Origin of the sequence: Prochlorococcus marinus str. MIT 1013 (assembly GCF_027359395.1) — a bacterium.
Lineage (GTDB): Bacteria > Cyanobacteriota > Cyanobacteriia > PCC-6307 > Cyanobiaceae > Prochlorococcus_B > Prochlorococcus_B marinus_E.
Genome location: NZ_CP114778.1, coordinates 1,882,319 through 1,907,978, shown reverse-complemented (window position 1 = coordinate 1,907,978; position 25,660 = coordinate 1,882,319). Strand labels below are relative to the sequence as shown.

Annotated in this window: 41 protein-coding genes; 17 read left to right on the top strand and 24 right to left on the bottom strand. The window is 36.8% G+C overall.

What is annotated here, in order from left to right; translation table 11 throughout:
- Nucleotides 1–119: 119 nt before the first annotated feature.
- The gene (locus tag O5633_RS10880; RefSeq protein ID WP_269609730.1) at nt 120–431 is read right to left on the bottom strand and encodes a glutaredoxin family protein; all 312 of its coding nucleotides are present in this window, start codon (nt 429–431) and stop codon (nt 120–122) included.
- A complete protein-coding gene (gene yidD / locus O5633_RS10875) occupies nt 428–667 on the bottom strand; it encodes a membrane protein insertion efficiency factor YidD (RefSeq protein ID WP_269609729.1) in 240 nt (79 codons plus the stop codon). Before yidD ends, O5633_RS10880 begins: the two co-directional genes overlap by 4 nt.
- A 92-nt stretch (nt 668–759) precedes the next feature.
- On the opposite strand from yidD, the gene rpsD reads away from it, so the two are divergent.
- The gene (gene rpsD / locus O5633_RS10870; RefSeq protein ID WP_269609728.1) at nt 760–1,368 is read left to right on the top strand and encodes a 30S ribosomal protein S4; all 609 of its coding nucleotides are present in this window, start codon (nt 760–762) and stop codon (nt 1,366–1,368) included.
- 139 nt (nt 1,369–1,507) lie between these two features.
- Here the strand turns inward: rpsD and O5633_RS10865 are convergent, their stop codons facing one another.
- Nucleotides 1,508–1,717 (bottom strand): hypothetical protein, encoded by a 210-nt coding sequence (locus tag O5633_RS10865; RefSeq protein ID WP_269609727.1) that lies wholly within the window; start codon nt 1,715–1,717, stop codon nt 1,508–1,510.
- A gap of 381 nt (nt 1,718–2,098) precedes the next feature.
- Here O5633_RS10865 and O5633_RS10860 point away from each other — a divergent pair, with 381 nt between their 5' ends.
- The 4 genes from O5633_RS10860 (at nt 2,099) to O5633_RS10845 (ending at nt 3,415) form a co-directional block, all read left to right on the top strand.
- A complete protein-coding gene (locus tag O5633_RS10860) occupies nt 2,099–2,284 on the top strand; it encodes a hypothetical protein (RefSeq protein ID WP_269609726.1) in 186 nt (61 codons plus the stop codon).
- A 5-nt stretch (nt 2,285–2,289) separates the two neighbouring features.
- Entirely contained in the window at nt 2,290–2,454 is a 165-nt protein-coding gene (locus O5633_RS10855; RefSeq protein ID WP_269604639.1) for a hypothetical protein, read from the top strand.
- Nucleotides 2,455–2,632: 178 nt separating this feature from the next.
- The gene (locus O5633_RS10850; RefSeq protein ID WP_269609725.1) at nt 2,633–2,806 is read left to right on the top strand and encodes a hypothetical protein; all 174 of its coding nucleotides are present in this window, start codon (nt 2,633–2,635) and stop codon (nt 2,804–2,806) included.
- 312 nt (nt 2,807–3,118) lie between these two features.
- Complete coding sequence (locus O5633_RS10845; protein WP_269609724.1) at nt 3,119–3,415, top strand: hypothetical protein; 297 nt, start codon at nt 3,119–3,121, stop codon at nt 3,413–3,415.
- A 252-nt stretch (nt 3,416–3,667) separates the two neighbouring features.
- On the opposite strand, the gene O5633_RS10840 is transcribed toward O5633_RS10845, so the two are convergent.
- Nucleotides 3,668–4,090: a hypothetical protein gene (locus tag O5633_RS10840; protein ID WP_269609723.1), complete on the bottom strand. Its 423-nt coding sequence runs from the start codon at nt 4,088–4,090 to the stop codon at nt 3,668–3,670.
- A 352-nt stretch (nt 4,091–4,442) separates the two neighbouring features.
- Here O5633_RS10840 and O5633_RS10835 point away from each other — a divergent pair, with 352 nt between their 5' ends.
- Nucleotides 4,443–4,550, top strand: coding sequence for a high light inducible protein (locus O5633_RS10835; RefSeq protein WP_158466094.1), 108 nt, complete (start codon nt 4,443–4,445; stop codon nt 4,548–4,550).
- A 98-nt stretch (nt 4,551–4,648) separates the two neighbouring features.
- On the opposite strand, the gene O5633_RS10830 is transcribed toward O5633_RS10835, so the two are convergent.
- The 9 genes from O5633_RS10830 to O5633_RS10790 form a co-directional block, all read right to left on the bottom strand.
- Nucleotides 4,649–4,819, bottom strand: coding sequence for a hypothetical protein (locus O5633_RS10830; RefSeq protein WP_187152535.1), 171 nt, complete (start codon nt 4,817–4,819; stop codon nt 4,649–4,651).
- Nucleotides 4,820–5,088: 269 nt separating this feature from the next.
- Nucleotides 5,089–5,280, bottom strand: a complete 192-nt coding sequence (locus O5633_RS10825) for a hypothetical protein (RefSeq protein WP_269609721.1) — start codon at nt 5,278–5,280, stop codon at nt 5,089–5,091.
- A gap of 56 nt (nt 5,281–5,336) precedes the next feature.
- Complete coding sequence (locus O5633_RS10820; protein WP_269609720.1) at nt 5,337–5,471, bottom strand: Photosystem I reaction center subunit IX; 135 nt, start codon at nt 5,469–5,471, stop codon at nt 5,337–5,339.
- A gap of 172 nt (nt 5,472–5,643) precedes the next feature.
- Entirely contained in the window at nt 5,644–5,769 is a 126-nt protein-coding gene (locus O5633_RS10815) for a chlorophyll a/b-binding protein (protein ID WP_269604622.1), read from the bottom strand.
- Nucleotides 5,769–5,915, bottom strand: coding sequence for a high light inducible protein (locus O5633_RS10810; protein WP_038653298.1), 147 nt, complete (start codon nt 5,913–5,915; stop codon nt 5,769–5,771). The genes O5633_RS10815 and O5633_RS10810 overlap by 1 nt, the downstream gene beginning before the upstream one ends.
- A complete protein-coding gene (locus tag O5633_RS10805; RefSeq protein WP_269609718.1) occupies nt 5,915–6,061 on the bottom strand; it encodes a high light inducible protein in 147 nt (48 codons plus the stop codon). Before O5633_RS10805 ends, O5633_RS10810 begins: the two co-directional genes overlap by 1 nt.
- Nucleotides 6,061–6,180: a high light inducible protein gene (locus tag O5633_RS10800; protein WP_011294968.1), complete on the bottom strand. Its 120-nt coding sequence runs from the start codon at nt 6,178–6,180 to the stop codon at nt 6,061–6,063. Before O5633_RS10800 ends, O5633_RS10805 begins: the two co-directional genes overlap by 1 nt.
- Before the next feature lie 11 nt (nt 6,181–6,191).
- Nucleotides 6,192–6,356: a hypothetical protein gene (locus O5633_RS10795; protein ID WP_269609717.1), complete on the bottom strand. Its 165-nt coding sequence runs from the start codon at nt 6,354–6,356 to the stop codon at nt 6,192–6,194.
- Nucleotides 6,353–6,562, bottom strand: coding sequence for a high light inducible protein (locus tag O5633_RS10790; protein WP_269609716.1), 210 nt, complete (start codon nt 6,560–6,562; stop codon nt 6,353–6,355). Before O5633_RS10790 ends, O5633_RS10795 begins: the two co-directional genes overlap by 4 nt.
- Nucleotides 6,563–6,820: 258 nt before the next feature.
- On the opposite strand from O5633_RS10790, the gene O5633_RS10785 reads away from it, so the two are divergent.
- Entirely contained in the window at nt 6,821–7,102 is a 282-nt protein-coding gene (locus O5633_RS10785; RefSeq protein WP_269609715.1) for a hypothetical protein, read from the top strand.
- Between the two features lie 533 nt (nt 7,103–7,635).
- Here O5633_RS10785 and O5633_RS10780 read toward each other — a convergent pair.
- Genes O5633_RS10780 through O5633_RS10770 form a run of 3 tightly spaced genes read right to left on the bottom strand, consistent with a single transcriptional unit; the run spans nt 7,636 to nt 8,075 of the window.
- On the bottom strand, nt 7,636–7,776 hold the full coding sequence (locus O5633_RS10780; protein WP_269609714.1) for a hypothetical protein: 141 nt from the start codon (nt 7,774–7,776) through the stop codon (nt 7,636–7,638).
- On the bottom strand, nt 7,769–7,900 hold the full coding sequence (locus O5633_RS10775; RefSeq protein WP_269609712.1) for a hypothetical protein: 132 nt from the start codon (nt 7,898–7,900) through the stop codon (nt 7,769–7,771). Before O5633_RS10775 ends, O5633_RS10780 begins: the two co-directional genes overlap by 8 nt.
- Before the next feature lies 1 nt (nt 7,901).
- A complete protein-coding gene (locus tag O5633_RS10770; RefSeq protein WP_269609711.1) occupies nt 7,902–8,075 on the bottom strand; it encodes a hypothetical protein in 174 nt (57 codons plus the stop codon).
- 834 nt (nt 8,076–8,909) lie between these two features.
- On the opposite strand from O5633_RS10770, the gene O5633_RS10765 reads away from it, so the two are divergent.
- From O5633_RS10765 to O5633_RS10755, 3 genes are all read left to right on the top strand, one after another.
- Nucleotides 8,910–9,107, top strand: a complete 198-nt coding sequence (locus O5633_RS10765) for a hypothetical protein (protein ID WP_269609709.1) — start codon at nt 8,910–8,912, stop codon at nt 9,105–9,107.
- A 20-nt stretch (nt 9,108–9,127) separates the two neighbouring features.
- Nucleotides 9,128–9,658, top strand: coding sequence for a PAP/fibrillin family protein (locus O5633_RS10760; RefSeq protein ID WP_269609708.1), 531 nt, complete (start codon nt 9,128–9,130; stop codon nt 9,656–9,658).
- Between the two features lie 94 nt (nt 9,659–9,752).
- A complete protein-coding gene (locus O5633_RS10755) occupies nt 9,753–9,893 on the top strand; it encodes a hypothetical protein (protein ID WP_269604600.1) in 141 nt (46 codons plus the stop codon).
- A gap of 747 nt (nt 9,894–10,640) precedes the next feature.
- Here O5633_RS10755 and O5633_RS10750 read toward each other — a convergent pair.
- Nucleotides 10,641–10,811: a hypothetical protein gene (locus tag O5633_RS10750; protein ID WP_269609707.1), complete on the bottom strand. Its 171-nt coding sequence runs from the start codon at nt 10,809–10,811 to the stop codon at nt 10,641–10,643.
- 310 nt (nt 10,812–11,121) lie between these two features.
- On the opposite strand from O5633_RS10750, the gene O5633_RS10745 reads away from it, so the two are divergent.
- From O5633_RS10745 to cysK, 3 genes are all read left to right on the top strand, one after another.
- On the top strand, nt 11,122–12,291 hold the full coding sequence (locus tag O5633_RS10745) for a trans-sulfuration enzyme family protein (RefSeq protein ID WP_269609706.1): 1,170 nt from the start codon (nt 11,122–11,124) through the stop codon (nt 12,289–12,291).
- Nucleotides 12,288–13,754 (top strand): PLP-dependent transferase, encoded by a 1,467-nt coding sequence (locus O5633_RS10740; RefSeq protein ID WP_269609705.1) that lies wholly within the window; start codon nt 12,288–12,290, stop codon nt 13,752–13,754. The genes O5633_RS10745 and O5633_RS10740 overlap by 4 nt, the downstream gene beginning before the upstream one ends.
- Nucleotides 13,755–13,842: 88 nt before the next feature.
- Nucleotides 13,843–14,829 (top strand): cysteine synthase A, encoded by a 987-nt coding sequence (gene cysK / locus O5633_RS10735; protein ID WP_269609704.1) that lies wholly within the window; start codon nt 13,843–13,845, stop codon nt 14,827–14,829.
- Between the two features lie 8 nt (nt 14,830–14,837).
- On the opposite strand, the gene queA is transcribed toward cysK, so the two are convergent.
- The 5 genes from queA to lipB form a co-directional block, all read right to left on the bottom strand.
- Nucleotides 14,838–15,935, bottom strand: a complete 1,098-nt coding sequence (gene queA / locus O5633_RS10730) for a tRNA preQ1(34) S-adenosylmethionine ribosyltransferase-isomerase QueA (RefSeq protein WP_269609703.1) — start codon at nt 15,933–15,935, stop codon at nt 14,838–14,840.
- A gap of 53 nt (nt 15,936–15,988) precedes the next feature.
- Nucleotides 15,989–17,365, bottom strand: coding sequence for a dihydrolipoamide acetyltransferase family protein (locus O5633_RS10725; protein ID WP_269609702.1), 1,377 nt, complete (start codon nt 17,363–17,365; stop codon nt 15,989–15,991).
- A 190-nt stretch (nt 17,366–17,555) separates the two neighbouring features.
- Nucleotides 17,556–17,990 carry a YlqD family protein gene (locus O5633_RS10720; protein ID WP_420063616.1) on the bottom strand — a complete coding sequence of 145 codons (435 nt, stop codon included), beginning with the start codon at nt 17,988–17,990 and terminating at the stop codon, nt 17,556–17,558.
- 80 nt (nt 17,991–18,070) lie between these two features.
- Nucleotides 18,071–20,044, bottom strand: coding sequence for an AMP-binding protein (locus O5633_RS10715; RefSeq protein ID WP_269609700.1), 1,974 nt, complete (start codon nt 20,042–20,044; stop codon nt 18,071–18,073).
- A gap of 47 nt (nt 20,045–20,091) precedes the next feature.
- Nucleotides 20,092–20,814 (bottom strand): lipoyl(octanoyl) transferase LipB, encoded by a 723-nt coding sequence (lipB, locus tag O5633_RS10710; protein ID WP_269609699.1) that lies wholly within the window; start codon nt 20,812–20,814, stop codon nt 20,092–20,094.
- Between lipB and hpf the strand changes: the two genes are divergently transcribed.
- The 4 genes from hpf (at nt 20,797) to O5633_RS10690 (ending at nt 24,278) form a co-directional block, all read left to right on the top strand.
- Nucleotides 20,797–21,381, top strand: coding sequence for a ribosome hibernation-promoting factor, HPF/YfiA family (hpf, locus tag O5633_RS10705; protein WP_269609698.1), 585 nt, complete (start codon nt 20,797–20,799; stop codon nt 21,379–21,381). The two genes, lipB and hpf, sit on opposite strands and share 18 nt — an antisense overlap.
- A 15-nt stretch (nt 21,382–21,396) precedes the next feature.
- Entirely contained in the window at nt 21,397–22,083 is a 687-nt protein-coding gene (deoC, locus tag O5633_RS10700) for a deoxyribose-phosphate aldolase (RefSeq protein WP_269609696.1), read from the top strand.
- On the top strand, nt 22,080–22,880 hold the full coding sequence (gene recO, locus O5633_RS10695) for a DNA repair protein RecO (RefSeq protein WP_269609695.1): 801 nt from the start codon (nt 22,080–22,082) through the stop codon (nt 22,878–22,880). Before deoC ends, recO begins: the two co-directional genes overlap by 4 nt.
- Nucleotides 22,881–23,003: 123 nt before the next feature.
- Complete coding sequence (locus O5633_RS10690; protein WP_269609694.1) at nt 23,004–24,278, top strand: glycosyltransferase family 4 protein; 1,275 nt, start codon at nt 23,004–23,006, stop codon at nt 24,276–24,278.
- Here O5633_RS10690 and proC read toward each other — a convergent pair.
- Nucleotides 24,169–25,011, bottom strand: coding sequence for a pyrroline-5-carboxylate reductase (gene proC / locus O5633_RS10685; protein WP_269609693.1), 843 nt, complete (start codon nt 25,009–25,011; stop codon nt 24,169–24,171). The two genes, O5633_RS10690 and proC, sit on opposite strands and share 110 nt — an antisense overlap.
- Nucleotides 25,012–25,024: 13 nt before the next feature.
- On the bottom strand, nt 25,025–25,597 hold the full coding sequence (locus O5633_RS10680) for a cell division protein SepF (protein ID WP_269609692.1): 573 nt from the start codon (nt 25,595–25,597) through the stop codon (nt 25,025–25,027).
- Between the last annotated feature and the right edge of the window lie 63 nt (nt 25,598–25,660).

The following is a 25,660-nucleotide window of genomic DNA, read 5'->3' as shown; positions in this document are numbered from 1 at the left end:
GCAATTAAAAAGAAATTTAATCTTCTTTATAAAAAATTTTAGTTATTTAAAAAATAAATTATGTTTTTCTCCTTGAAATCAATAAAGTAATTTAACAACAAGAGGAATTAGTTATTTTCTTAAACTGTTTTGTAAAAAATATTCAAATTCTTTTGTATCCAAGATAAAAGCATATCTTCCTTTAAACGTGGAGGAACTCGAGGTAATTCAACCTTTTTTAATAATCTAGTTGAGTCAAGAACTATTACTGGGACTTGATTTGTATACTTCATTTGAATATCTAAAGACACTTTTTTGCTATCTATGTCGACAATGGAAAGCATAATAGATGGGTTTAATTTTTCTAAACATATGTTGGATAATTTTTCTTCAAGTGTTTGACACAAACAGCACCCTTTACGTGAATATAAAATTAATACCTCTGAGTTCATTTTTCTGGAACTGGGTCACACCCACAGGGAGTAAAAGGATGACATTTGCTTAACCTTTTCAAAGTCAACCAACCACCTCTCCAAGGACCATGCTTATTAACGGCTTCTATCCCATAGGCACTGCAACTAGGGATAAATCGACAACTCGGTCCAAATAATGGTGAAATCCACTTCTGATAAAAGAGAATCAAACCAACAAAAACGAATGCAATAGCTTTATTGATCTTTGTAAGCATCTTTAGATAGAATAATGAACTGGTGAATAAGGGCTAATGGATTTACTTCCAGATTACCTTTTACCAGTAAACATTTTCTAAATTAAACCCCTATGTCTAGATACCGCGGACCTCGTTTGAGGATCACGCGACGCTTGGGAGACCTACCTGGTCTCACCCGGAAGGCCGCAAAAAGGTCTCATCCTCCAGGTCAGCACGGCCAAGCCCGTCGCAAGCGCTCTGAATACGCGATCCGACTCGAAGAAAAGCAAAAACTTCGATTTAACTATGGTATTTCTGAACGTCAGCTTGTCCGCTATGTAAAGAAAGCTCGTGCTCAGGAGGGCTCCACAGGAACCAATCTTTTAAAGCTTCTGGAAAATAGACTTGATAATGTTTGTTTTAGACTTGGATTTGGACCTACCATCCCAGGCGCAAGACAGCTGGTAAACCATGGACATGTAACTGTTAATGGCAAGATCACTGACATTGCAAGTTACCAATGCAAGGCTGGAGATGTAATTGCTATTAGAGATAACAAAGCTAGTAAGCAATTGGCTCAAGCTAACTTAGAATTTCCAGGTCTTGCGAATGTTCCTCCACACCTTGAGCTTGATAAAACCAAACTCTCGGCAAAGATATCTGCAAAGACAGATAGGGAATGGGTTGCTATTGAAATCAATGAATTGTTAGTTGTTGAGTACTACTCAAGAAAAGTTTAGGACTAGTCTATTACTGGTCTTTCTTAACCTCAGTCCAACTTTAGTCAAACTCTTGCTACGCTGCTTTCAGTACGGCAAGAGTTTTTTTCATGCCGAATATTGCAGAGAAATCAAAAGTTTTCCTTGTACTAAAACCTAGTCAAGAAGTAAGTTTTTCCCAGATACCCTCTGATTCTTTAATCAATTCAATCGCATCTTCCTTTCCAAGAGTCTTATGAACATCTCTCATTAGCTGTATATATCTCAGTCTTAGTTCTCCCATTTCTATTTCACGATCTAATTCACTTAAAGAAGCCTTGTTTTTATATGGTGCCTGAGAGAAATTAAGTGTGGCGTTGTGGTGACTCATTGTTCTAAATTTCAATAACTACTTAGCGAGAAGAGGAAAACTGGCTTCTGATAGAACTGTCTTCCTAACTCTCGTTGGTGCTGATCCCAACGTTTAAATATTCTGGCTAAGTGCTTTTACGATTGCGTTGATTGTCTAGTACGGTTTTCCTTGTTGAAATCTGGAACGTTTAGCGTTGCAGCTTTAAGTCCTTCTGGATAGACATTCAAACAGGTAGTCCATTCACAGAATTCTTGGCTAACAGCGTAGCTGTCTTCATACCTCTTAAGGCTATCGAGATAAGAGACCCTCTGAGCCGCCCATGCAATAGTAATACGTTGGCTTGTATTCATATATCTAACTTATTTAAACCCTTAAAGGACTGTGGTTATAGCTTCTTAAATGAATCTGGAGAAACCAACGAACAAAGAAAGACAACCCTCCAGAGATTCGATAGAACTTCAACCTGGCTACCCAAAGATAGATAATCAAGCTATAACTACCTTTTCAAAAGAAAATGTTCATCTTGTTACATTGAATACAATCTGGTTTCGGGTCTTGATAGATCCTTTTATCAGCCGACATTGATAGTTATGACCAAAAAACTCACCTACCGATACGCATTCACATTGTTGAAGATGAAGAAGGCTGAAGGCAGAAGTGAATATATTGATTTAGCGAAAGAAGCCAATCTTTTATGGCATCAAATAGTTAGTCAAAAGTCTAAAAATGCACCTCGGATTGATTCTCGAACTTAGTTCTTAATTTCTCCATAAAGGCTTAAATTTTTAACACAAATTCCTGAAGCCTCATAACGTCTATTCATGGACTCAAAAGCTCCCCTCATAAAGTTGATGCTTTACACACTCAGTTAAGTAGGTAGCCTGGGACAGCTACTTCTAGCAAATGGAATCCCTTCATTCGATTGAGGAAACAATGTCAGAAGTTATATGCCATGCCTTAAGAAGAACCGATCAGCTAAATACTGGAGATCAATTAGCGATTGGTCAAGAATATAGAGAATGGATTCAATGTGTAAAGAATAGAGAACTGATCCCACAAGATATTCTCTTTATTAACACCTCCACTTTTGGAAAGAAATTTCAATAGAGAGACCGAGTCGTCACCTATACAAGGAGAGGGTTAGCCCATCTATACAGGGGAGAGAAGAACTCGCACCCTATCTGGGTTTAGAGTGAGTCGTCACGTATACAGAGAGAACACGTCCAGCTAGACGTTAAACGCAGCAGACATAGCCTCATAACAGGTGTAGACCGATAATCCGAGATAGCAACGGATTCATGCTGCCAGTCATGGGTACTGGTGATCGAAGTAAACGAGATGCTGTCTCTTATACAGGTCAAAGACTTTGCTTTCTTTCAGGGTTGGGGACTCCCTATTTCTTTTGCGTATCCGAGCTCGGTGAAGCCTGCGTGGCAGCATCTCTTAGATAAATCAAAAGCACATAAAACAGCAATGCTTTATGGGGACTTTTTTTACCTTTCTTATTCCAAACCGGCTGGTGAATACCAACTTCTTAGAGAAGAAGAAGGTATGTCTTTAGCCTTATTCCATTATCCAATATCAATCATGAACTCAATAAAAATATGTAGTTATAGAGAGCAACAGAGTCCTAAACAGAAGACTCTTTCTACTAAAAAATCACTGTTGATATCTTCCGTACCAAAACCTTCATCATTGAAAATCAAAGATAGATGAGTAAAGCTTGGTCCTTTAATTTTCATTATAAATTTCTCTTCCCAATTAACGTTTACGCCTCTATTTACCCCTCATACCCCTTACCAAGTCGCTACTTAGGACAGGGAATACATCTTTTAGTACTGTTACCTTAGTGTTACCCTTCTTTACTGCTTCCCTTGAATCTACTGTTATAAATATGTTTTTAAGCTACGTAGTATAATCGGCCTTAACATAGACGTAAGAATATGACCGTATTTTGTAAATCAGAATTCATCTCAACAGTAGTCCTAACTCGCTTCTCTTAACAGAAATCTTACTTCCTTTAGGAGTTAAGAAAACCTTCTCCATTATTTTGCCATCCCTTACAACGATTTGTATTGTTTGTCCTGAGAATCTACCTCGTGTCCAATCAATATTTTCTTGATAAGAGTTAGCTCCTTTTTTAGTAGACGTTTGAGAGAAGATAGATGATTTACTTTTTGATTTTATTTTCCTTTCAACCGATGCTGTAGATTTTGCGATCAAATCATTAAGGCTTGAACGAACGAGTTCTATTTCAGGTACTTCTCTATGAAACCTTGAGGTTACCTTCCGATGGATTAGCTCATATTTCGATTCAAATTGTTTGGCAACTTGATGATATTTTGATTCAATTTTCTTTTGCTTATCCTTCAGATACGTGGCCACAGGCATCTTCAATGTTTTCTACTAAGCTTGTTTATCGTATATGTGAATACAAAACCAGATAATAAATACTTATAGAAACACTATTAAACATTAATCAAAAACATACACATATCCCTATCACTGTGCGTCTTTTAGCTAGCTTGGCCTCTTTGGAAGATGACTGGGATAAAACCTTTGAAAGAGAAGTCAAACTACATTCAACAGTCAGCTAAACGAAACTAAAACAACAATGTCAAAACTGACTAGCTGCGCTTGATGCAATTAAGCTTTTTTTATATTCAATCTTATTGATGATCGTTCGGTATTCCGCTCTCGAACACTCAAAACAATGATTAAAATTTATTTTTTTCTATAAGTCATGAATTCTGGTGCTGAACGTTTTAATGGTTTAATGGCGATGATAGGCATCGTTGCTGGAATAGGCGCTTATGCAACAACTGGTCAATTCATCCCAGGTATTTTCTAGAAATAATTAAAAATAAAAAAATCAGTGAATAGACTTTAAAAATCTACTAACTGATTTTTTAATCAACCCAATATTTGAGTTACTAATCGAGAAATGATTTAACCTTGATTAGTATCTTTGGAATCTCCTAATGCGGGCGCATTCATTCCGTCATAGTCAGGTCCAACCATAACTCCAACGATTGCAAACAAAGCAATAAAAGCAATTCCTACAATTGGAGCGGTGGGAGCGGGGGTTGATAACAAACCACCAAAAATCAAATGACTCATATCAGTAAAGTTGGGAGTTATGTTTTAGCTACTTAACTTTCTGACTGTGATTCGTTTGGAAAGTTTTACTTTTTTATTTAACTTTTGTTTCTTTCATATTCTGCTCATACAATCGATAATATTTAATTCTTCCCTATTCAAATCTTGAGTAATTAATAAGATTGTTTTTTCTAGTGAATTGTCAAGCCCAAAACGAATAGGGGTCAAACCAACCTAGACAAACGTTGCAATAACTGACTGCTTATACCTAGGTCATGTAGGACCTAACATCAACAATCACATAGATTGGGGTGTTCACCAGTAGCACAATAGTGATCATGGAATGAAGTATTTTCACAATTACGCTCCTCTGGAACCCCTGGACCCATCGTAAATCCTTTTGGTAAGGATCCAAAGCCTCCACCGTGATTAGTGCATGCGGTTAGCAATGCTGCTAACGATAGAAAAAATAAATTACGCAACAGTGTCGAAGATCGTTCAAGTTATATAAACATCCCTTCAAGCCTTCGACCACAAGTTAACTCATCGGCATGAATAGGTAGTCGGGAGCAACATAATTCACTCCAATGAGGATGACTGCTGTACTAGAAAGCCATAGTGTTGCGACTACTGGCGCGGACTTAAACCACTTTGTACGAAAGATTTTAAACATTATTCAAATATTTCTTAGATGCTAAGAGATCGACAATAGAAGCGAAGGTTCGGTTTTAAGTAGACGATCATGTCTTAATCGATCTCTTAAAAATAAATATTTAATTTAGCAAATCAAAAAGCCTCTCCCTTACAATAAAAGGAGAGGCTAAAGAAAGATTGTAAATTGACTCCTAAACAATTCCAGGAACAATCCAACCTGTGAATCCGTAGTTAATGACTGCAGCAAAGAAACCCATCATAGCTAAACGACCGTTCATTTGCTCTGCTGTTTTCCAGTAGTTCGTTTCTTTATTCATTACACAAAACCTGGAATGATTTGACCTGTTGTTAAGTATGCACCAATGAGAGCTAAACAGCCAACAGAGGCAGCTAGACCATTAAGTCGTTCAGCAAACACTTTGCCTTCTTCTACTCTTGGCGTTTCAGTGGTTTGATTTTTCATTACACGAAACCTGGGATGATTTGACCTGTTGTTGCATAGGCACCGACTAGAGCGATGCATCCAAACAATGCTGCATAGCCGTTAAGTCTCTCTGCAGTTAACTTTTCAGGATCAATGTTTCTGTTGTTGTTATTTTGAGTAGTCATTAAACGACACCTGGGATAAGTTGACCGGTTGTTAGGTAGATACCTGTTAGTAGAACAAAGGCCATCATGGCTGGTCTGCCGATGCTTCTTTCTAGAATTGTTTTGTTAGATGGTTGCATGATTAATTGTTTTAGAAGATTCCAGGAATGATTTGGTGGGTTATTGAGTAGGCACCGAGTAGAGCGATCATGCCGAGCATTGCCCAGCGACCATTTGTTTTCTCGGCATCTTCTGGTTTGAACTTCTCAACTACGTTGATGTAGTTGCCAGATGCTGAAGGTGATTCAGAAGTCAAAAGATTCCAGGAATGATTTGACCAGTTGTGAAGTAAGAAACGAGAAGACTAAAAAAGCCAATCATCGCCCAACGACCATTTGTCTTTTCTGCTTCTTCTGGATAACTTGTGTAATCCTCGACAAGCTGGGGCTGTGTTTCACGGCCAAAGATGTTTTGCTTGCCGTACTCAGTGATTACCTGAGAAGAAGAAGGAGAAGAAGTCATTACTGAAAATAATTTATGTAAAGAAATGTAAAGCATCGGCTTTTTAAGGTAAAGATTCGGTCCGGTACGGCTTCTTCTAATCCTTGATAGATATAAACCTCAAACACTAAAGACAGCAACTAATTAGAGAGATCTTTATTCAATGATTAGATCCACTGATGATCCTGATAAGTATAAATAGCCCAAACACGAGTGTGTTTACCCATCCTTGATATTTTTTTTACGAGTTAGATTCCGTTGGTAAATAAATCACTTTTCATGCATCCCGAACCTGATGATATACAAATACTTATAAGCAAGTACAGGACTATGGATATTGAAGAATTAGAAGCAAGTATCAACGACTGGGAAGGAAAGAATGATTGCTCTATTCAACAAGAAAACCTTGCTATTGCAAAAAACGAACTGGAAGTTAAATACAAAGAGAGAGAAGAACAAATAGAACTTTTAACTAAATCTCTTACTTCTTCATCAAGAATAGGTAGATGGATTTCTAGTTTTAAAGCAGTTATCAATCAATTTGTAGATTTCAAGAATTAAAGCCATAAGGGTTTTTATGAAGTTGTGAAAAGATTGGTGCTTTTTACGGCATAACTCCTAATTCTGTTGAGCGGTGGAGCAATGAAATCCTTTTTTAGCTGTTTTCCTTAGATAAAGTGAACATATAGTCTTCCCATTCGTCATAGTCGTGATTGCATAACGATCTTATAGCCTGATTCTTTAAACGATCTTCGTAATTATTGGCTTCGTGAAGAGAGTCAAACCTAGACCCATCAAAAGTTTCGTAGATAGTAATTTCTTTGACCACATTTTTAAATCACCCTTCTATATCTTATAGACAAATAATCGATTCAAGACAAGGCTTAGGTAAGACCTGAAAAGAAAAAATACCAAATAAAAACGGTTGCATTTAAACCCAATGTAACTGAAATTCCAATGATCTTGAATTTGGTTCCTACATCATCTGAATCAGAATTTAATTTAATATCAGCCATAAGGGACTTTTCTTTTGCTTTCACTTTATGAGAAAAAGCATCATTAAGTAGACCTTTAAAAAAAGATTATTTCCGTGACTAAGTCCCCAATCCCTGCAACTCTGGGTAAGTCATGCCATCTCCATCATTATCGTCATCATCAAAACCAGAAATCAATACCCAAATACCACCCAGGGCAAGCAAACCCGCTGAACAAACAACAATTAATTGGCTAAGCATTATTAAGATTAAAATCAATTTCTAACTGAGTAGGAGTATTAGAAGGTAATTCAACCCCCCAGAGCTCAACACGCTGACAGGCTTCGACAATTGATTCGTAAAAATCAGGAGTGTGAATTGACATTTTAATTGATTCGATCTTCTATTAGTTTGTTTTCACAATCAATATCACCTTCAGCACAAACCACTTCGGCTTTGTTGGCAGATGAATTGCAGCCCATAGCATTAATAGGCACTGAACCAATCGTGGAGTAAAGAGTTGCAGATGAAAGGAGTAATAACGGAATTAATTTCTTCATTAATTTATATCGAATACATATACGATCAAAGAATCAAATGAGTTTTGTGAGATTCAATGGTTCGGTTAACTATAAACATAAGACAATTATAGAATTCTTTTACCCATTGATTCCCTTTCTGCATATGAAAGCTGTTTCGCATTTTCCGGAATTGGAACTAAAAAATGATTAAATGTATTTAGTTTTCTTGTCCTACTCATGTCTAGATAAGTAAGGACAAGTGAAAATGATGCTAATTAATATTTGTTAAACTTGTTGTGACTAACTAGGTTCTGCTGCAGACATTTTAAAAATTGAGGTAGAACTAACTATTAACAGTATCCCAAACATTATTGAGTGATATGGCGTGAACATAGTTGATCAAAAAACTCTCAAATAATAAGAAGCTATGAAGGTAGTGCGTTGTAGTAAAAGTACGACTTTTTATTAGGGGGTTCTACACATCTACATAACTTTCAAATGCCTTAAAACTGAAGAGTAAAAGGGAGATTTTTATGAAATTGTTTACCCCTTTCAGCATCCCTAAACCAGAGATTACTGAGCTTTGCCGTATACAAAAAGCAGCAAAGAAAAAAGCAAACAATCATTTTAAATTGTTTTAGCTACCCACATGAAATCAACTACTTTCTACCTCTCATTTTTTAGTCGCAGACCATTAGAAATGAGTTTGTTTTTTATTTATTGCGGAGCTTTAGCATGCTTCGTTAGCTCAATTGGTCACTACTAAAAAAATCCAATGAACTCTTCTAATGATTTATTTCAAAAACCACTAGCGATGACTTTCGCTTTTGTTGTTTGCACTTTTTTAGCTGACTCTCTAATTGGTAACTTTGTATGAAAATTCCAACTATCAGCTTGAAAAGAACTCTTGAAGTAACAATGAATGATGCTTCAAAGAGACTAATGGAACTTGATGGGCTTGATAAAAAAGCTCTAACAGAAGAGTATAAAGAGTGGATTCAAGCAAGTGAGGGGAGTAAAGACCAGCCACACGTTCTTTATGTCAACCAGATAAATATCGAACAACTGTAGGTTTTAAACAAACAATAATCATGAATGCAGTATCAAAATTGATAGAAGTTCTTGAACATACCCCTAAATCAAATCAGATCGTAGAGCTCATAAAACTATCTGAAAGCGAATCCTCTGTAGACATAACAAAACAAATTGATCTGCTCACAGGTGTATGGGAACTTAGATGGAGTACTTCTAACTCACCTCTTTTAAATTATTCACCGCTATTAGATAACTTACAGATACTTGAGCCAAAGAGAAGTAGAGGACTAAATTTATTAAGACCAAAAGGTTTTGCCGGAAAGCTATTTTCTACTAACATTCTTGCTAGCTTAGAAATCATTGATCAGAAACGTATAAACGTTAGCTTTAAAAAAGCAGGAATAATAGGTCCAAAGTTACTAGGTAAAAAGATTAGTTTCCTATCAGAAATAAAAAAGACTCAAAAAGGTTGGCTAGATACAACTGTATTATCTCCCGACTTACGTATATGCAAAGGTTACAAGGGTACAACTTTTGCGTTGTTAAAAAGAAATGATTTATCACTTACTGAGTTTTTTGATCCTTAGCCTTTGTCGTGTTAAGCGTAAAAATTTGTCGTACAAGCCTCAATCAAAAAGCATGCAGATGCTTTAGAACATATCAGTCATCATTTATATCATTATGACTTCAATTCCTACTTATGATTTTCCATCATTCTCTCCAATCTTAGTTGTAGGTTTTTTAGGGATCGCTGTATCTCTTTACACACTTTATACAGTCAACAAAGCTTATTACAACTCACCTTTTCGAGGTGAAGCATGACTTATTTCCATAGAATCACTCTGGAAGAAGTATTAGAGGAAGACCTGTTTTTTGATTACAACGATTATTCAAATCTTCTAGAAGACTCTGAGTGGTAAAAGTAACTTAAATTCTTAAAAAACCTATCAAAAAATTTTCAGTGTTGGGGAAACTTCTTAATAGATTTCACTTCTCGTTCTTCAAGTATTGAAGAAGAGTTTGTAGTTCTTTAATTCGTAGTTCAGCAGCTTTAATTCTTTCTTATGTTGTCATTTCTTACCCCTGCATCATGTAAAGAAGAAACCCTGTAAAAATGGCTAGCTTTCCAACGACAAAAAGAGGAGTATACTTTTTAACTTTTGATTCATTAAATCTTTCTTGAAATGAAGTAATAATTATGCAAGTACAGAAGAACCAATTTCGAAAGCCCCGGCCAATAAAAGGATTGCTGGCAGATTAAAAAGAAGCAACAGCTTAGTAGCAGTAATTTTAGTTATTGCGTGCATAGCTAATCGTTTTCTAGTTACTTATATGAGGTTGCAATTAATATAGAAGTTAGTTCTTTTTTCTCATAGGTCGGTCGATGGAGGGCTAACCAGTTCGGGTTATTTTTACCTATTAGTTTATTTTATAAGTCAATTAGAAAAATACTTGGATTATACAAATCTCGTAAGGGGCTTTTGCTAGATATCCTGAGCTCATTGATAAATGATTAAGCTCGCAATTTTTTTTTAGGAAGATGTACTATTACTTTTGACCTTTCTCAAACTAAGAAGAAGGATAAAGTTTTGACACTCTCTTAGCTTGTCTTGCAAGTTCTCTTCGCTTGGATTTTTGATTTGTCATTCTGCTAAATACAAAACCTGGAACGATCCATATTGATGCAATCAGGAAAGTCATCAAGACTTGATTATGAAAAATACTTTCGAATAGATTCATCGCAAACTAATTTGGTTTTCTTAGTTTTTTTTAATGCTCGCTCCTAAACAAGATAATCGTGATAATGAGTTTGTACGGATAGCCAATCAGATTAATTTCGCGTGTATTGTGCGATCTGTGGAATATTCAGTCAAACTAAAGTCCAACCTAATTTTCTTTTGATTTAACTGCCATAGCTGAACTTATGTATTACTCAAGAAAGGTATAAAACTACACATAGCTTATTTCTCATTAAATTTAATTATGGAGCCCCTTTTTTTAGGGGCTTTTTCATGTTTTTCTATAACCTATAGAAAACAACTCAAAGGATATGGGCTCAGTAAATAGAGAGAAGAAGTTCAGCGCTGGGGTAAACACAAGAGTCATTCATCACAAAGAAAATTTTTCTGAAGAGACTGGATCAATAATGCCTCCAATCTTCCCAACCTCAACGTTCGTTCATGGTAATGAGGGTGGCTTTGACTACACTCGTTCGGGAAATCCAAATTTTCGAATTCTTGAATCAGTTTTGTCTGATCTGGAAGAATGTCAGTTTGCAAGTGTATTTAGTTCTGGAGTCGCTGCAATTACAGCAATAGTCTCCTCTCTTAAGGCTGGAGACTTAATCCTTTGTGAGGAGAACCTTTATGGGTGTACGGTGAGATTATTTGAACAAGTTTTTAATCGTTTTGGATTAAAAACTCAATGGATAGACTTTACCAAGCCCAATTTTCAAGAAGTCATTTCAAATCACAAACCCGCGATGATTTGGATCGAAAGTCCGACCAACCCACTCCTTAAAATTATTGATATTGAAGGGATTTGTCATGTCTCAAATAAAATGCAGATTCCTGTTGTTGTAGACAATACTTTTGCAACACCTCTATTACAAAGACCTCTTGAACTTGGCGCGACCTTATCTTTAACTAGCACGACAAAGTATATCAATGGTCACTCAGATGCACTTGGAGGTGCGGTATGCACAAACAATACCTTATGGAAAGACAAGCTAAATTTCGCCCAAAAAGCTCTTGGCTTAAATCCTTCTCCTTTTGATTGCTGGCTTATTACTAGGGGGATAAAAACTCTTCCACTTCGCTTAGAAAGACAAATAAATAATGCATCTATAATAGCTAATCAATTAGCCGACAATCCAGCAATAAAATCAGTTCGATATCCCTTCAGGAGTGATCATCCACAATGTAAATTAGCACAAAAGCAAATGACTCTGGGAGGAGCAATTGTTACTGCCACTGTTAACGCAACTCAAGCCCAAACTTTTTCATTTTGCAAAAGTCTTCATTACTTCAAAATGGCAGAAAGTCTCGGAGGGATTGAAAGCCTTGTTTGCCACCCAGCGACAATGACTCACGCATCAGTTCCCAAAGAAACCAAATTAAAGATTGGAATTACTGATTCACTTATTCGATTTTCCGTCGGATGTGAAGATATTGAGGACTTGGGTGCTGATTTAAATCAAGCCTTGGGAAACATCTCTTGACTGAAAGAAATTTACTCAATGATCCTTGCTGGAGTGCTAAAGATTTAGGAGAGCCTCTACCGAACAGGCCACATGCCGTATCTGTTGCATTACCCAGATGGGAAGATGTAATCGCCTACGAAGAGAAGATTCCAGCCTGTATAGATTCATTAAAAGCAATTTATCCTAGATTTGGGTTTAACCCTTTTGTTGCTGAGGTGGCTCGTAAATCACTTGAATTTCATGGTGAATCACAGCAGAGTAGTTGGCCTTATCCCAATAGAGCTTCTGCTTTGAATGCTCAAAAATATTGTCATCGAAAAAATTCTGATTGTTCTTCAAAAATAGAAGATTTTCTTGGTATTTCATGTTTAATTGTTGACCAAAAGAGTACTCCTTCAGCAAAAGCCTTCTGGCAACATACTGGTCTTGGATTATCATCACGCGAAGCTGCAATTGCCCTTGGAAGAGAGAGAGAACCCGCCACTTCAGATGGTCATTGCGCTCGAGGTAAAATCCGTAATCATTTAGCAACTATATATAATTGCGATAGCAGTCTCATACGACTACATCGATCAGGAATGGCTGCCTTAACGACTATTCTTTCAGCGATAAAATGTATCAAAGGAAATTCTTCGACGCTTCAAATAGGCTTCCCATATGTTGATGTGCTTAAACTCCCTCAAATTATTTTCCAAGGAGGCGATCTCATCGTCAAAACAACATTAAGTCATATAAAAGAAGAACTAGACAAAAAGAATCCAGCAGCATTAATCATAGAAATACCTAGTAATCCTCTATTGCAATGTGTTGACCTGATATCTATTTCAAAATTAGCGCAAGATAAAAACATCCCAATCATCGTTGACGACACCATCGGTTCATCTCTAAACGTTCATCTTACTCCTTATGCAGATGTGGTTTTTAGCTCACTTACAAAAAGTTTTGCTGGGAGAGGAGATATTCTTGCTGGCAGTACTGTCATAAGTCCTTACTCCAAATGGAAAAAGGAATTAGCTGAGATCATTCCAAAAGTTGCATTATCTACCCTATCTGATTCAGATGCTATCGAGCTTGAAAAAACTAGTCGAGACGTAGAGGATCGCTTAAGAAGGTTAAACATTTCTTGCTTAAAGCTGAAAGAAAAATTAGAAACAAAAAAAGAAATTTCAAAAGTGTTACATCCACAATATTGTAAAAATTTTAATTCGCTATTAAAAGAAGGAGGAGGTTATGGATGTCTATTATCGTTTGAACTTAAAGGAGGAATTGAAGAATCAAAAAGAGTTTATGATTCATTAAGAGTAAGCAAAGGACCAAGTTTAGGTACAAATTTTACATTGGTTTGTCCATATGTTCAGTTGGCTCACTTCAAAGAATTAAAATGGGCTGAAAGTTGCGGGGTCTCGGAACACTTATTAAGAGTGTCTGTAGGACTAGAAAATGAAGATGAATTATGGTCAAGATTTAATTCAGTAATATAAAAAAATCACTAATAAAGATTATCTAAATAACCACTTAACGAGATTTTTATATAGATTTAGAGTATCAGTTAATTAAGTCATTTTAAAAATGTCAAGAATCTATGAAGACAATAGTTTTGCTATTGGTCATACACCATTGGTCAAACTTAATTCGATCACAAAAAACGCAAACGCAACAGTACTTGCAAAGATAGAAGGCCGTAACCCTGCCTACAGTGTCAAATGCAGAATAGGAGCAAATATGATCTGGGATGCTGAAAAGAAAGGTTTACTAAATAAAGATAAAGTTATTATTGAACCAACATCTGGAAATACTGGAATAGCCCTTGCTTATACAGCCGCTGCTAGAGGTTACAAATTAATCCTCACGATGCCTGAGTCCATGTCAATTGAACGTAGGAGGATGATGGCTGTTCTTGGTGCTGAATTAATACTTACTGAAGCAGCAAAAGGGATGCCTGGCGCCATTGCAAAAGCGAAGGAAATAGCAGATAGCGATCCTCAAAAGTACTTCATGCCAGGACAATTTGATAATCCAGCTAACCCAGAAATACATTTTAAAACGACTGGTCCTGAAATTTGGGATGATACCGATGGACAAATTGATGTTTTAGTTTCTGGCGTAGGGACAGGTGGAACAATAACAGGTATTTCACGTTACATTAAGCAAGAAAAAAATCATTCATTATTATCTGTTGCCGTAGAGCCCAGTCATAGTCCAGTGATAACACAAACCCTCAATGGAGAACAAGTAAAGCCTGGTCCTCACAAAATCCAAGGTATTGGAGCTGGGTTTATTCCTAAAAACCTTGACTTATCGGTAGTTGATCAAGTTGAGCAAGTCTCTAATGATGAGTCTATTGCAATGGCATTGCGGTTAGCACAAGAAGAAGGTTTACTTGTTGGCATCTCATGTGGTGCAGCTGCCGCTGTAGCCGTAAGACTAGCCGAAAAAGAAGAATTCGCAGGAAAGACAATCGTTGTAGTTCTACCTGACCTTGCTGAAAGATATATTTCATCCATAATGTTTGAGAATGTTCCTACAGGAGTTATTAAAGAACCATTATTAGCCTAATTTTAAGTTTATACAATTGACTCCGGTGTTATCAACATCGCGTCTCCATAGGAGAAAAATCGATATTTTTTACTAATCGCATTTTGATATAGCTTCAACATACGCTTTCGACCAATAAGAGCACTAACCAAGAGTAGTAGTGAGCTCTTAGGAAGGTGGAAATTAGTAAGCAATCCATCGATTACGCAAAATTTAAATCCTGGTTTAATCACAAGGTTCACTTTTCCCTCAAATGGTTTCAAGTTGCCTCCACCGGAAAGGTAAGCAGCTTCAAGAGCTCTAACACTTGTAGTACCAACAGCAAAAACTTTTCCCCCACCTTCCTTGCAATTATTTATCGTTCTTATGGTCTCATCAGTAACCTCTACCCACTCACTGTGTAAATGAAGTTGAGATAGGTCTTCATTCTCTAATGTTCTAAAAGTTCCTAGACCAACATGCAAGGTAATTTGTGCAATCCTAATACCTCTGATTTTTAAAATTTCTATAAGTTCATCACTTAGATGTAAACCCGCTGTGGGAGCAGCTATAGCACCTGGCTTCGAAGCATATCTAGTCTGATATCTTTCCTCATGCTCACAAGATTTATCTTTATCTATATATGGAGGTAATGGGACTTCACCATACAAATCAAGTAGACTTGCCATTTCCTTCCTACTAGTAAACTCTTTAGGGAATTGAATAATTCTTCCACCTGTACTCTCATCTTTATCAACAACCTTTAAACATAAAGAATTATCTTGAGACTTATCCAGCCATAATTGATCACCTCTTCTCATACGCCTAGCAGGACGACCTAAACAAAGCCATTGGCCATTTTCTCTAGGTTCCATTAGTAACAATTCACCTAAACCTCCCCCTGATAATCGAATTTTTATTCTCGCCTTAATAACACGGGTATTGTTAACAACTAAAAGATCACCAGCCTTCAAGCTATCTTTCAAGTCCAAGATCTTTGCGTGCATAAGATTTAAAGAATCCTCTAATCCTTCTTTAACAATCATCAATTTTGCATCATGCCTACACTTAGTAGGTGATTGAGCAATTAAATCTTTAGGTAAATCATAGTTATATGAGCTTAAAAGATTATCTTTTTGATCTAACACATCAAATCAGATTAAAGTAAGAAAAAACCACTTTTTGTTCGACTAATTAAATCTCAAGATAAAAGGTTATTAGAATTTTTTTCAATTAGGTAAGCCAAATCCTTCAGAAATAATGCTCCATCAGCACCATAGATCACCCTGTGATCAGCTGTAAGATTTACTTGCATCTGTTTTTTGATTGAGATTGAACCATCTTTAGAAGCAACAACTTTAGGCAAGGAAGCTCCAACAGCTAAAATTGCTCCTGTCCCTGGAGGCAGAATTGCATCAAAGCGATCAACCCCAAACATGCCTAAGTTAGAAAGCGTAAAAGTACCGCTACTATATTCTTGGGGTTCTAATTGCTTACTCCTAGCACGCTTAACAAGATCTGACCATTGAAGGGATAAATCAGCAAGGCTTGTCTTGTCAGCATTTTGCAGAACTGGAGTTATCAACCCTCCGTCCTCCATCGCAACTGCAACGGCTACATTTATTTGTGAAGGATAGGCAATCCCCTCAGAACTAAAAGCTGCATTCACCTGGGGATGTCTAGCAAGAGTTAAACCAACAGCTTTAGCAAGTAAAGCAGTCATAGTTACTCCATTAGGTTTAACTTGTTTATAAAAATCATCCAATTCATCAGTAAGAATTGAATAACCGACTCTGAAACAAGGAGTATTTAAGCTTTCCTCCATGTTCCGATTTACAGCTTGTTGAAGGGTATTGAATGCAATTGTTTCTCCTCTGGATCCAAAACTTTTTCCTGGAGCAGGTGGCTTACCCGAGTCAACAGATTTTTTTTCTATGCGAGGCATGTCAGAAACAATTTTTGCTGGAGCATTACTTTCAGCAATCCAAGGAACGCTTATGGGTTGCCCTTTTGCACTTTGAACATCCTCAGCTTGTATCCGTCCATGAGGTCCTGACCCCCTAACAGTTGCCAAATCGATTCCCATTTGAGAAGCAAGTTTTTTTGCTCTTGGCGAGGCGACTATTCGACCATCATTTAAAAACTGAGACTGATTAACAGTGGCTTCTGAAACAAGAGGTGCAGGAGATGTCTTTGTAATTACTGTTGCTTTAGGAGAGTCAACAGAGGATTGTTTTTCTTGAACTTGAGGCGATGAACTCTCTTTTTCTTGACTAGCTGATTGAGGAGAAGGAGAAGGAGAAGGTGCATTAGCTTGAGCCGCTGCGATCTCATCTGCTGTCTCAACAATCAATCCAATTGTCTCTCCAACAGGAGCAGAACTTCCAGCGGGCATCACAATCGAGGCAAGAAAGCCATCTTGGAAAGACTCAACATCCATATCAGCTTTATCTGACTCAACAACCAAAACTGACTCACCTCTTTCAACTTTATCTCCTGGTTTTTTTAGCCACTCAACTATTTTGCCCTCAGTCATTGTTGAACTTAAAGCAGGCATAAAGATGTCATGAGTGGCCATAATTTGTTCCTATTCCCTTTATGGAGAGTTTGTAGCAAGGCTTCAAAATTTTCTATCTAGAAGCTTTGCAAGTATCAATACATACCAATGTTAGTTCTACATGAGTGTCCTTACAACGATAGGTTTTTTTATGTGGATTTCTTCTTAATATCAAAAATTCTTTATTGGATAAATTGTAATTGACCAAACTTCAATCTTGATCAATTGCCTCTACTAAGCCATCTCTTACCAAAATACTCACTCCCATTTTACTAACTAAGTTATCACCAACTTTTAAATCACAAAAACTGTCAATTTGTCCTTGCTCGACAATTTGTTCCATCTCTAACTCACGAACTTGAGATTGCTGTAACAGAAGATTTCTTTTTTGTTCTTCAAATTCTGTTCTCTTAGAAGCAACTTGGTTCTGAACTTGAGTTACTTGCTCTTGAACTCTTGGGTCAAGGGGATTAGAGCTCTGACGTCTAATACCATCAACAATTTGTTGTCCTTCTTTTTCTAATTCACCAAGTTGCTGATCTATTGCTGATATTGCATTACTTAATTCTCTCTCAGCCTCCTCTTTCCATGAAGGTGTTACAACTGCTCTGACCGTTATTGAACGTTTTATAGAAATTGAGTCCACCTGATCAATAAATTATGATTTTATCTATAGACTCTCAGTAAAAGATAGTATTGGTCAATTTAATTGACCAAACAAACAAATTACAAACCATATATTTCATTTATCAGTTTCAAATCACGTTGAATAATTTTTTCACGTTTTTGCTTAAGAGTTTGCGTTAACAAGCCGTTTTCTATTGTAAATGGCTCTACTAAAGCAATTGAAAATAATCTCTCTTCTCTTCTAGACACAAGACGATTTGCTAAAACTTTATTCATTTCCAATCTTAGAGCTTGTCTTAATTCATGATTTTCAGGAGATAGCCCAAGAACAACTTGTGTATTTACACCCCTTTCTGCTAACCATCCTTTTACGTGATCAATTCTTGGAACAATCAAAGCAGCAAGATATTTTTGATCTTGACCCAATAGCAAAGCCTGCTCAATCAATGGGCTTGCAATCAAGCATTCCTCCAAAGGGCCAGGCTCAATATTTTCTCCACTACTTAGCACAATCGTATCTTTTGCTCTTCCAGTCAGGATTAAAGATCCATCAGCAAGCAACATACCTATATCTCCAGTATTAAACCAGCCAGAAGCATCTAAAACCTTCTTCGATTCTGATTCTTTTCCTAAATAACCAGACATTATTTGAGGACCACGAGCAAAAACCAAGCCTTTTTGACGCAGCTTTTTTATTTGGAATGTTTCTGGATCCACAATTTTTATCTTAGTCTCTGGCAAGGGTTGACCTGCACCTCCACGAATATTCCTCCAAGGTCTTCTACAAGTTAGGACTGGACTAGTTTCCGTCAATCCATAACCAACTAACAATTCAACACCTAAAGCTTCAAAGAAAGAATCAATATGTGGAGCGATTGCACCTCCACCACTAATTGGGAATCTCAATCTTCCTCCACAAATCTTGGTAAGGATTTTTGGCCATAAGTAAATAGAGGAAATTCTATGAATTGGGTAACGCAAAAGCATCTCTATAAAAGAAGTAATTTGTTCTAAAGTAGAAACACTATCAATAGTCAAAAAATAAAGTTTTCTTCGTGCCAGTTTATATGCCTTACTATTAGAAATCGCACTTTTTATCAAGGTCTTTCTCAGCCTTGGCATTTTATCAACAGCGTCCTCAAACCCCAACTTTATTGATTCCCAAAGCCTTGGAACAGTTGCCATTACTATTGGCTTAACCTTTGGTAAATCTTCCTTTAGATGCCTAATTGATGTATAAGTTTGAGTACAACCACAAGAAAAAAAATAATATTCCGCACTACGTTCATATGAATGCCAAATTGGCAAAACACTTAATACTGGCTCTCCTGGAGAAGGGTTTGCTACGCACGCAAGAGACCTGATTTGATGTAATAAATTAGAGTGTGTTAGTGGAACGCCTTTAGGCTTACCTGTCGTTCCAGAAGTATATAAAATCGTTGCTATTCTTGTTGGCTGTCTCTCAATTATTTTCTCCCGTTTACTTACATTTTCTTTATTAAATCCTTTCTTCAAAAAACTCTCCCATTCCAAAACGCCTTCACAAGCTTTACCTTCAAGTTGAAGAACAAATTTCAAACTATTTATTTGATCATCATCAAGCGAAAGTCTCTCCCAGACCTCGGAGTTTTGAACAATCAATCCAACCGCATTTGAATCCTCAAGAATATATCTAAGCTCACTTGGTGGAGCAGTCGCACCTCTAACAGAGTTTGTTGCACCTATCCGCATAAGACCTTGATCGGCAATAAGCCATCTAGGACTATTCTCTGCAAAAAGAGCAACCACATCATCAGGTTCTACTCCCATTTGAGAAAAAGCAAATGCTGCCTTAGAAATATTTACCGCAAGTTCTTCATAGGTAAAGCTTTCTGGGTGGAAAGTATGCGGAGAATCAACAGCTAATACATCTCTCAACTGAACTTTTAATAGCTCCCAAATCTCATCAACTTGAGTAATCATCTCAAGTTGAGATCTTCTATTAAGTGCTTTTTCCTCTTTTCTATTAGGGATCCAAAAAGCCAAAGCATCTTTAGAGGCAAAAATATTTTTTTTTGAGTTAGTTTTTGTCATATCCAAAAAATAATTTTTATTTTTTTTAGTAATAATTCAAAGTGAATTTATATGTTTTCCCAATTCAATTTAAAACGTCTTTTCACAGATTCACTTAAAAGAGGCTTAACGTCACAGACTTTGATGCCAGGAATCCAATCACTCAATTTACCTAATTTAACTTTATCCAGTCCACAAGGAATTATCTTCTCAAAACCAATAAGATCGCAATCTACATTTAGTGAGAATCCATGTTGAGTCACCCATCTCTTGCAACCAATTCCTATTGAACCAACTTTTTTGTCTTTGCACCAAACTCCTGTTAAGCCATCTATCCTCTTCCCTTCTATTCCCAATAAGTCAAGAACATCAATCAGCACTTGTTCCAATTCTCTCAAGTACCAAAATAAATCTTTTTTGTGACGACTCAAATTCAAAACCAAGTATCCAACGATCTGCCCAGGCATGTGATGCGTTACTTCACCTCCTCTTTCAATCCTAAAAACGGGTAAAGGAGACTTATTTTCATCGAATAACAAATTTTTCATGTCGCTACCTCGACCGATAGTGAAGCAAGAAAAATGTTCAAGAAACCATACTGCTTGTGGTGAGAACGGTTCCTCAATAAGGCTTTTCTGAAAATTCTTCTGCCAACCTAACGCAGTCTCAAATGGCACAATATTTTTAGGTTCAAAAAGAAAAGCGGAAGAAGATTGTGCAAGTTGAGGGGTTAGATCTAAGTTGCTATTAGGCCCTGATTCAGGCGAAACAGAATGAAGCTTCTTATTCATGGACGCAATCTTGAATTAACTCCATCACTTCGTGATTACACCAAAACAAAAATTGATAAAGCAACTCACAATTTCCAAGAAATGGTGCAAGAAGCTGATGTCCACCTCTCAGTCGCTCGAAACCCTCGCGTGCCACAACAGACGGCTGAGGTGACTGTTTTTGCAAATGGAACAGTGATAAGAGCCCAAGAAAGAAGTGAAAATCTTTATTCAAGCATCGACTTAGTAGCAAATAAACTTGCACGACAATTACGTAAGTACAAAGAGCGACATAACAGTCATAATGTTCATAATAATCAGTCAACGAAATCAGTCCAAAACGAAGAAACTCAAAATTTTTCTTCCTCAGATCATTCACTCATTGAAGGTAAAGAGCCCCATCTACCTAGCCCAGGAGTAAGACGCAAATATTTTGATATGGATCCTATGACCATTGAGCAAGCAAGAGTCCAATTAGACCTGATTGATCATGATTTCTATCTATTTAGAGAGGAAAAAGGATCAGCTTTGCGAGTCATATACAAGAGAAATCATGGAGGATATGGCGTAATCCAAGAAAAAATTTAATTACTACAAAGTCAAATGAGTAAACACAGCCTGGAAGAAGCTCATGCCAATATTTCTAATGTGATTTATCAAGCAGTCTTAAATCCTCATTTCGATAAAGAGATGCTTGTTCAAATTTGTGATGCTTCCAAGCAAAATAGCTTTGCAGGTTTATGCACCAGCCTTTCCCATTTACCATTTGCACGTGAAAGGTTAGGAAGCAAAAGTACTACAAAATTAATCTCAGTAATTGCCTTTCCTTTTGGTTTTATCCCAACTTTCAACAAACTAAAAGAAGCCGAGTATGCAATCGAGAAAGGAGCAGAAGAGTTAGATCTTGTTCCAAATTATTTTGCATTAAAAGAAGGAAATGTCGAACTTTTTGCTGAGGAAATAAATCTAATAAGTGAACTTGGTATTCCAGTAAGAGTAATAATTGATGCAACTACACTCTTAAATTCATCAAAACTTTCCATAGCAATAGATGCTTTAATTGATGCGGGAGCAATTGGAATTCAAATAGGTAATGGTTTTGGTCCACCTATCACCAAGAATCAAACTAATCATGTCTCTAAAATTGTTAAAAATCGCTGCTCAATTAAAACTGTTGGAGGTATTAAAACTTTTGATCAAGCAATAGAAATCATTGAAGCAGGATCAACATATATTGGTACAAGTTTTGGTTTTGAAATTAGCGCAGAACAAAAGAGAAAGGAGGAATGAGTCTTAATCAAAGAGTGAAAGGACTATCTTTAAAAGTTGGACCTCTTGGGGAAAATGACAGGCTTTTAACCATACTTAGTGAAGAGAATGGAATATCTCGCCTTGCCATACCAGGAGCAAGAAAACCTAAAAGTAGGCTTGGAGCAACATCTCCTTTTAATTTTTTAGATTTACACATCGTAGGAAAAAAAAATCTTAGACGAGTTACACAAATAAGGATTCTTAAGAGTTATGGAAATCTTGGCAAAAGCATCGAAACACTTTCAGCGGCACAAGCAATTTCAGAGCTGATTATGATAATGGTTGGTAATGAAGATCCGCAAAAAGATTTACTTAAACTGGTTTTAATCCATTTAGATAGATTAAATGACTTGCATAAAACAGAATTTGATTCATTAGAAGCTTTAGCAATAAGTGTTCAATCGTGTATGCATTTATTGGCTTTAGGAGGATATTGCTTACCACTCCAAAACTGTTGTCATTCTGGATCGAAGCTAATACCCCCTATTGGAGAATGGAGCTGGAAGTGCAGCTTTATTCCCGAAGAAGGTTTTGCAATTGGAACGATCCAAAATGCAAGAATGGAGCTGAATCCATCTGAACTTGCTTTACTTCAAAGACTATTACTAGAAAAAGTACCATTTCACAGTAATGGAAAAATATTAGGTCCTAAAAATGTTTGGTTAAAGCTACTGCAAATTGTTGAAACCTGGATTGAAACACATTTACAAAGAAGAGTTACATCTCTTGAAATGATGAGAGAGGTAATAATCAGTAATGATCTAAATACTAAGTAGGGACATATATTTGGAAAGAATTAATAGTAAAAAAATCTTGTTTATAAATTATTTAACTATTAACAATAGTTTGAAAAGAAATATAGAATAGCTGCTAGCTTGAAATACCGGTTTTTTTAGAGCTTGACCCATATCGCCTGGCTAGGCAAAAAAACACCTTTTTGCGGGAACGTCTGTTACGGACTTAGCACGACTGAAGAACTTAGAGAAAGAGGATATCAAACAAGTTTTATTCACTTTGATAACCCAATGAGAGATGGGAATAATAAAACTTCCTTGCTAGCCAATGATCCTGATGTAAGTCTTCCTTATTTAATTAAATCTCAGGTTTACACAATCCCTTCTTTAAATGCTCAAAGAGAGCTTAGAGAATCTCTCTCAAGACTAAAACCTGATTTAGTCCATGCAAGTCTTACTCTTTCTCCATTGGATTTTCGACTTCCTGAGCTTTGTCATCAACTTAATTTACCTTTGATCGCAACTTTTCACCCAGCTTTCGATTCAAAGCTCAGAAATCTTACTGCCAATACACAGCAACTTACTTACCAACTTTATGCACCATCATTAGCTAAGTATGACAAAGTGATTGTTTTTTCAGATTTGCAAGCAGAAGTTCTCGCAAAACTAGGAGTAAAAGAAAGCCGACTCGAAGTAATCCCTAATGGAATTGACATAAAAAAGTGGAACCCCCTTAAACCTAATAATTCACAAAATGAACTTCAACTTGGAATAAGGAAAAAGCTAGGTTCTGATAGGATCTTTATCTATATGGGTAGAATAGCTTCTGAAAAAAATGTTGAAGCCTTACTACGTGCATGGAGGTTTGTTCAGCCAAAAGGATGTCGACTAGTAATAGTAGGCGATGGGCCTTTAAGGCCAACACTCGAAAATCATTCAATCTTCAATAAAAAAGATAATGTGGTTTGGTGGGGATACGAGGCTGATCAAAATAAAAGAGTCGCTCTTCTTCAAATCGCCGAAGTTTTTTTACTTCCAAGTCTTGTAGAAGGGCTATCTATCGCCTTGCTCGAAGCCATGGCAACTGGAACAGCATGCGTTGCGACAGATGCTGGAGCAGATGGAGAAGTGATTAAAAATGGAGCAGGGATAATACTTAACACTGAAGGGGTTACTTCTCAATTACGTACTCTTTTACCTGTTTTGCGCGATCAACCAGTACTTACCCACGAATTAGGTAGACGTGCACGTTTGAGAGTAGAAGAGAAATATACACTTCAACAAAATATTGACTCACTTGAAACTCTATACGCAAACGTACTTAGCTCATCTAACTCGAAACCTCTTCAGCCAATTGACGACTCTTCTGAGCTGCCAAAACAACTGCTTCAATTAAGGCAGATCTCAAGCCCGCAAGTTCAAGGTGTCGAAGAGCACTAATTGTGGTACCTGCAGGAGAGGCAACCATATCTTTAAGTTCAGCAGGATGCAAACTTTTTTCTCTTAGTAAATATGCTGTCCCTGAAAGGGTTTTATGAGCTAATTGATTGGATAATTTTCTAGGCAATCCTGCTGCAACAGCACCATCAGCCATTGCTTCAACCACTAAAGCTATATATGCAGGCCCAGAAGAAGTTAAAGCCAAAAAGGAATCAAGCATACTCTCCTGTAATTCAAAAATTTCACTAATGGGTTCAAAAATCTTTCTAACTAATATTTTTTGATCCAAAGTAATATCATCCTCCCAAGACAAGCCAGTAAGCCCCTTCCCAACAAGTGAAGGGGTATTTGGAACCGCTCTTACACATGTGTGACCAGGAAAAGCTTTCTTAAGACTTTTCAATGTTATGCCAGCTAAAACTGAGATCAACAATGGTTTGGGAAACTGATCATTCGATTGAAATGATGAGTCATATTCTTTGATTTTGCCAAATTGTTGAGGTTTTACAGCTAATAATTTCAGAGGAGCATTCCATAGATCCCTAGACAAAGAATCTTCACTGGATACTACTCTTACTCCCTTTGGAAGATCATTTAATGTAGATGCAATACTTGAGCTACTACCAACAATCCCTAAAACATGTTCGGACTGGTATTCACCTCTTTCAAGAAGAGGTGAAATAATGGCTTTAGCCATACTACCAAGACCAATTATACCTATGGAAATTTCCAATCTATTTAATAGATCAAAGAGCTGTAGCTACTGTCTCCCCCCAAGCAGGCTCTGGTGCAGGAGAGGACTCCTTAGAAATCAAATCAGTCCCTTTATTAGTCATATTTGAAGGAGAAGCTTCCTCTTGAAATGAATTAGTTACAGTTACACAAGAAGGCGCAAAAAGGAAAATACTTTCTCCAACTCTTTCTTGATGTCCATCAATAGCAAACGTTCCACCTGCGACGAAATCAACAGCTCTTTGAGCCTGATCAGGCTCCATCATTGTGAGATTCAAAATAACTGTTTTACGTTCACGCAAAGCCTGGATAACTCTGGGCATTTCATCAAAACTACGCGGTTCCATCAAACTAACTTCAGAATCATTTGTTGAGATGCCAGGCATCCCAATCACATTAGAAGAAGCAACTCCACTCCTTCCGTCAAAAGGATTATGTGAAGAAATGGTAGCCATTTCTCCACTTCCTTTTTTGTCTCTTTTAAAATTTTCAAAGTCATCACTTGTTTCGTAATCGAGCTCATCAAAATCACTATCTAAAAAGTCATCACCAGCGACGACAGCACGAAGACGGGAAATAAGCGACACCTGTTAATCCTCTCGGGATGATTTGTTTAAAAGTTGGATAAGCCAACAATGATGCATCTACAA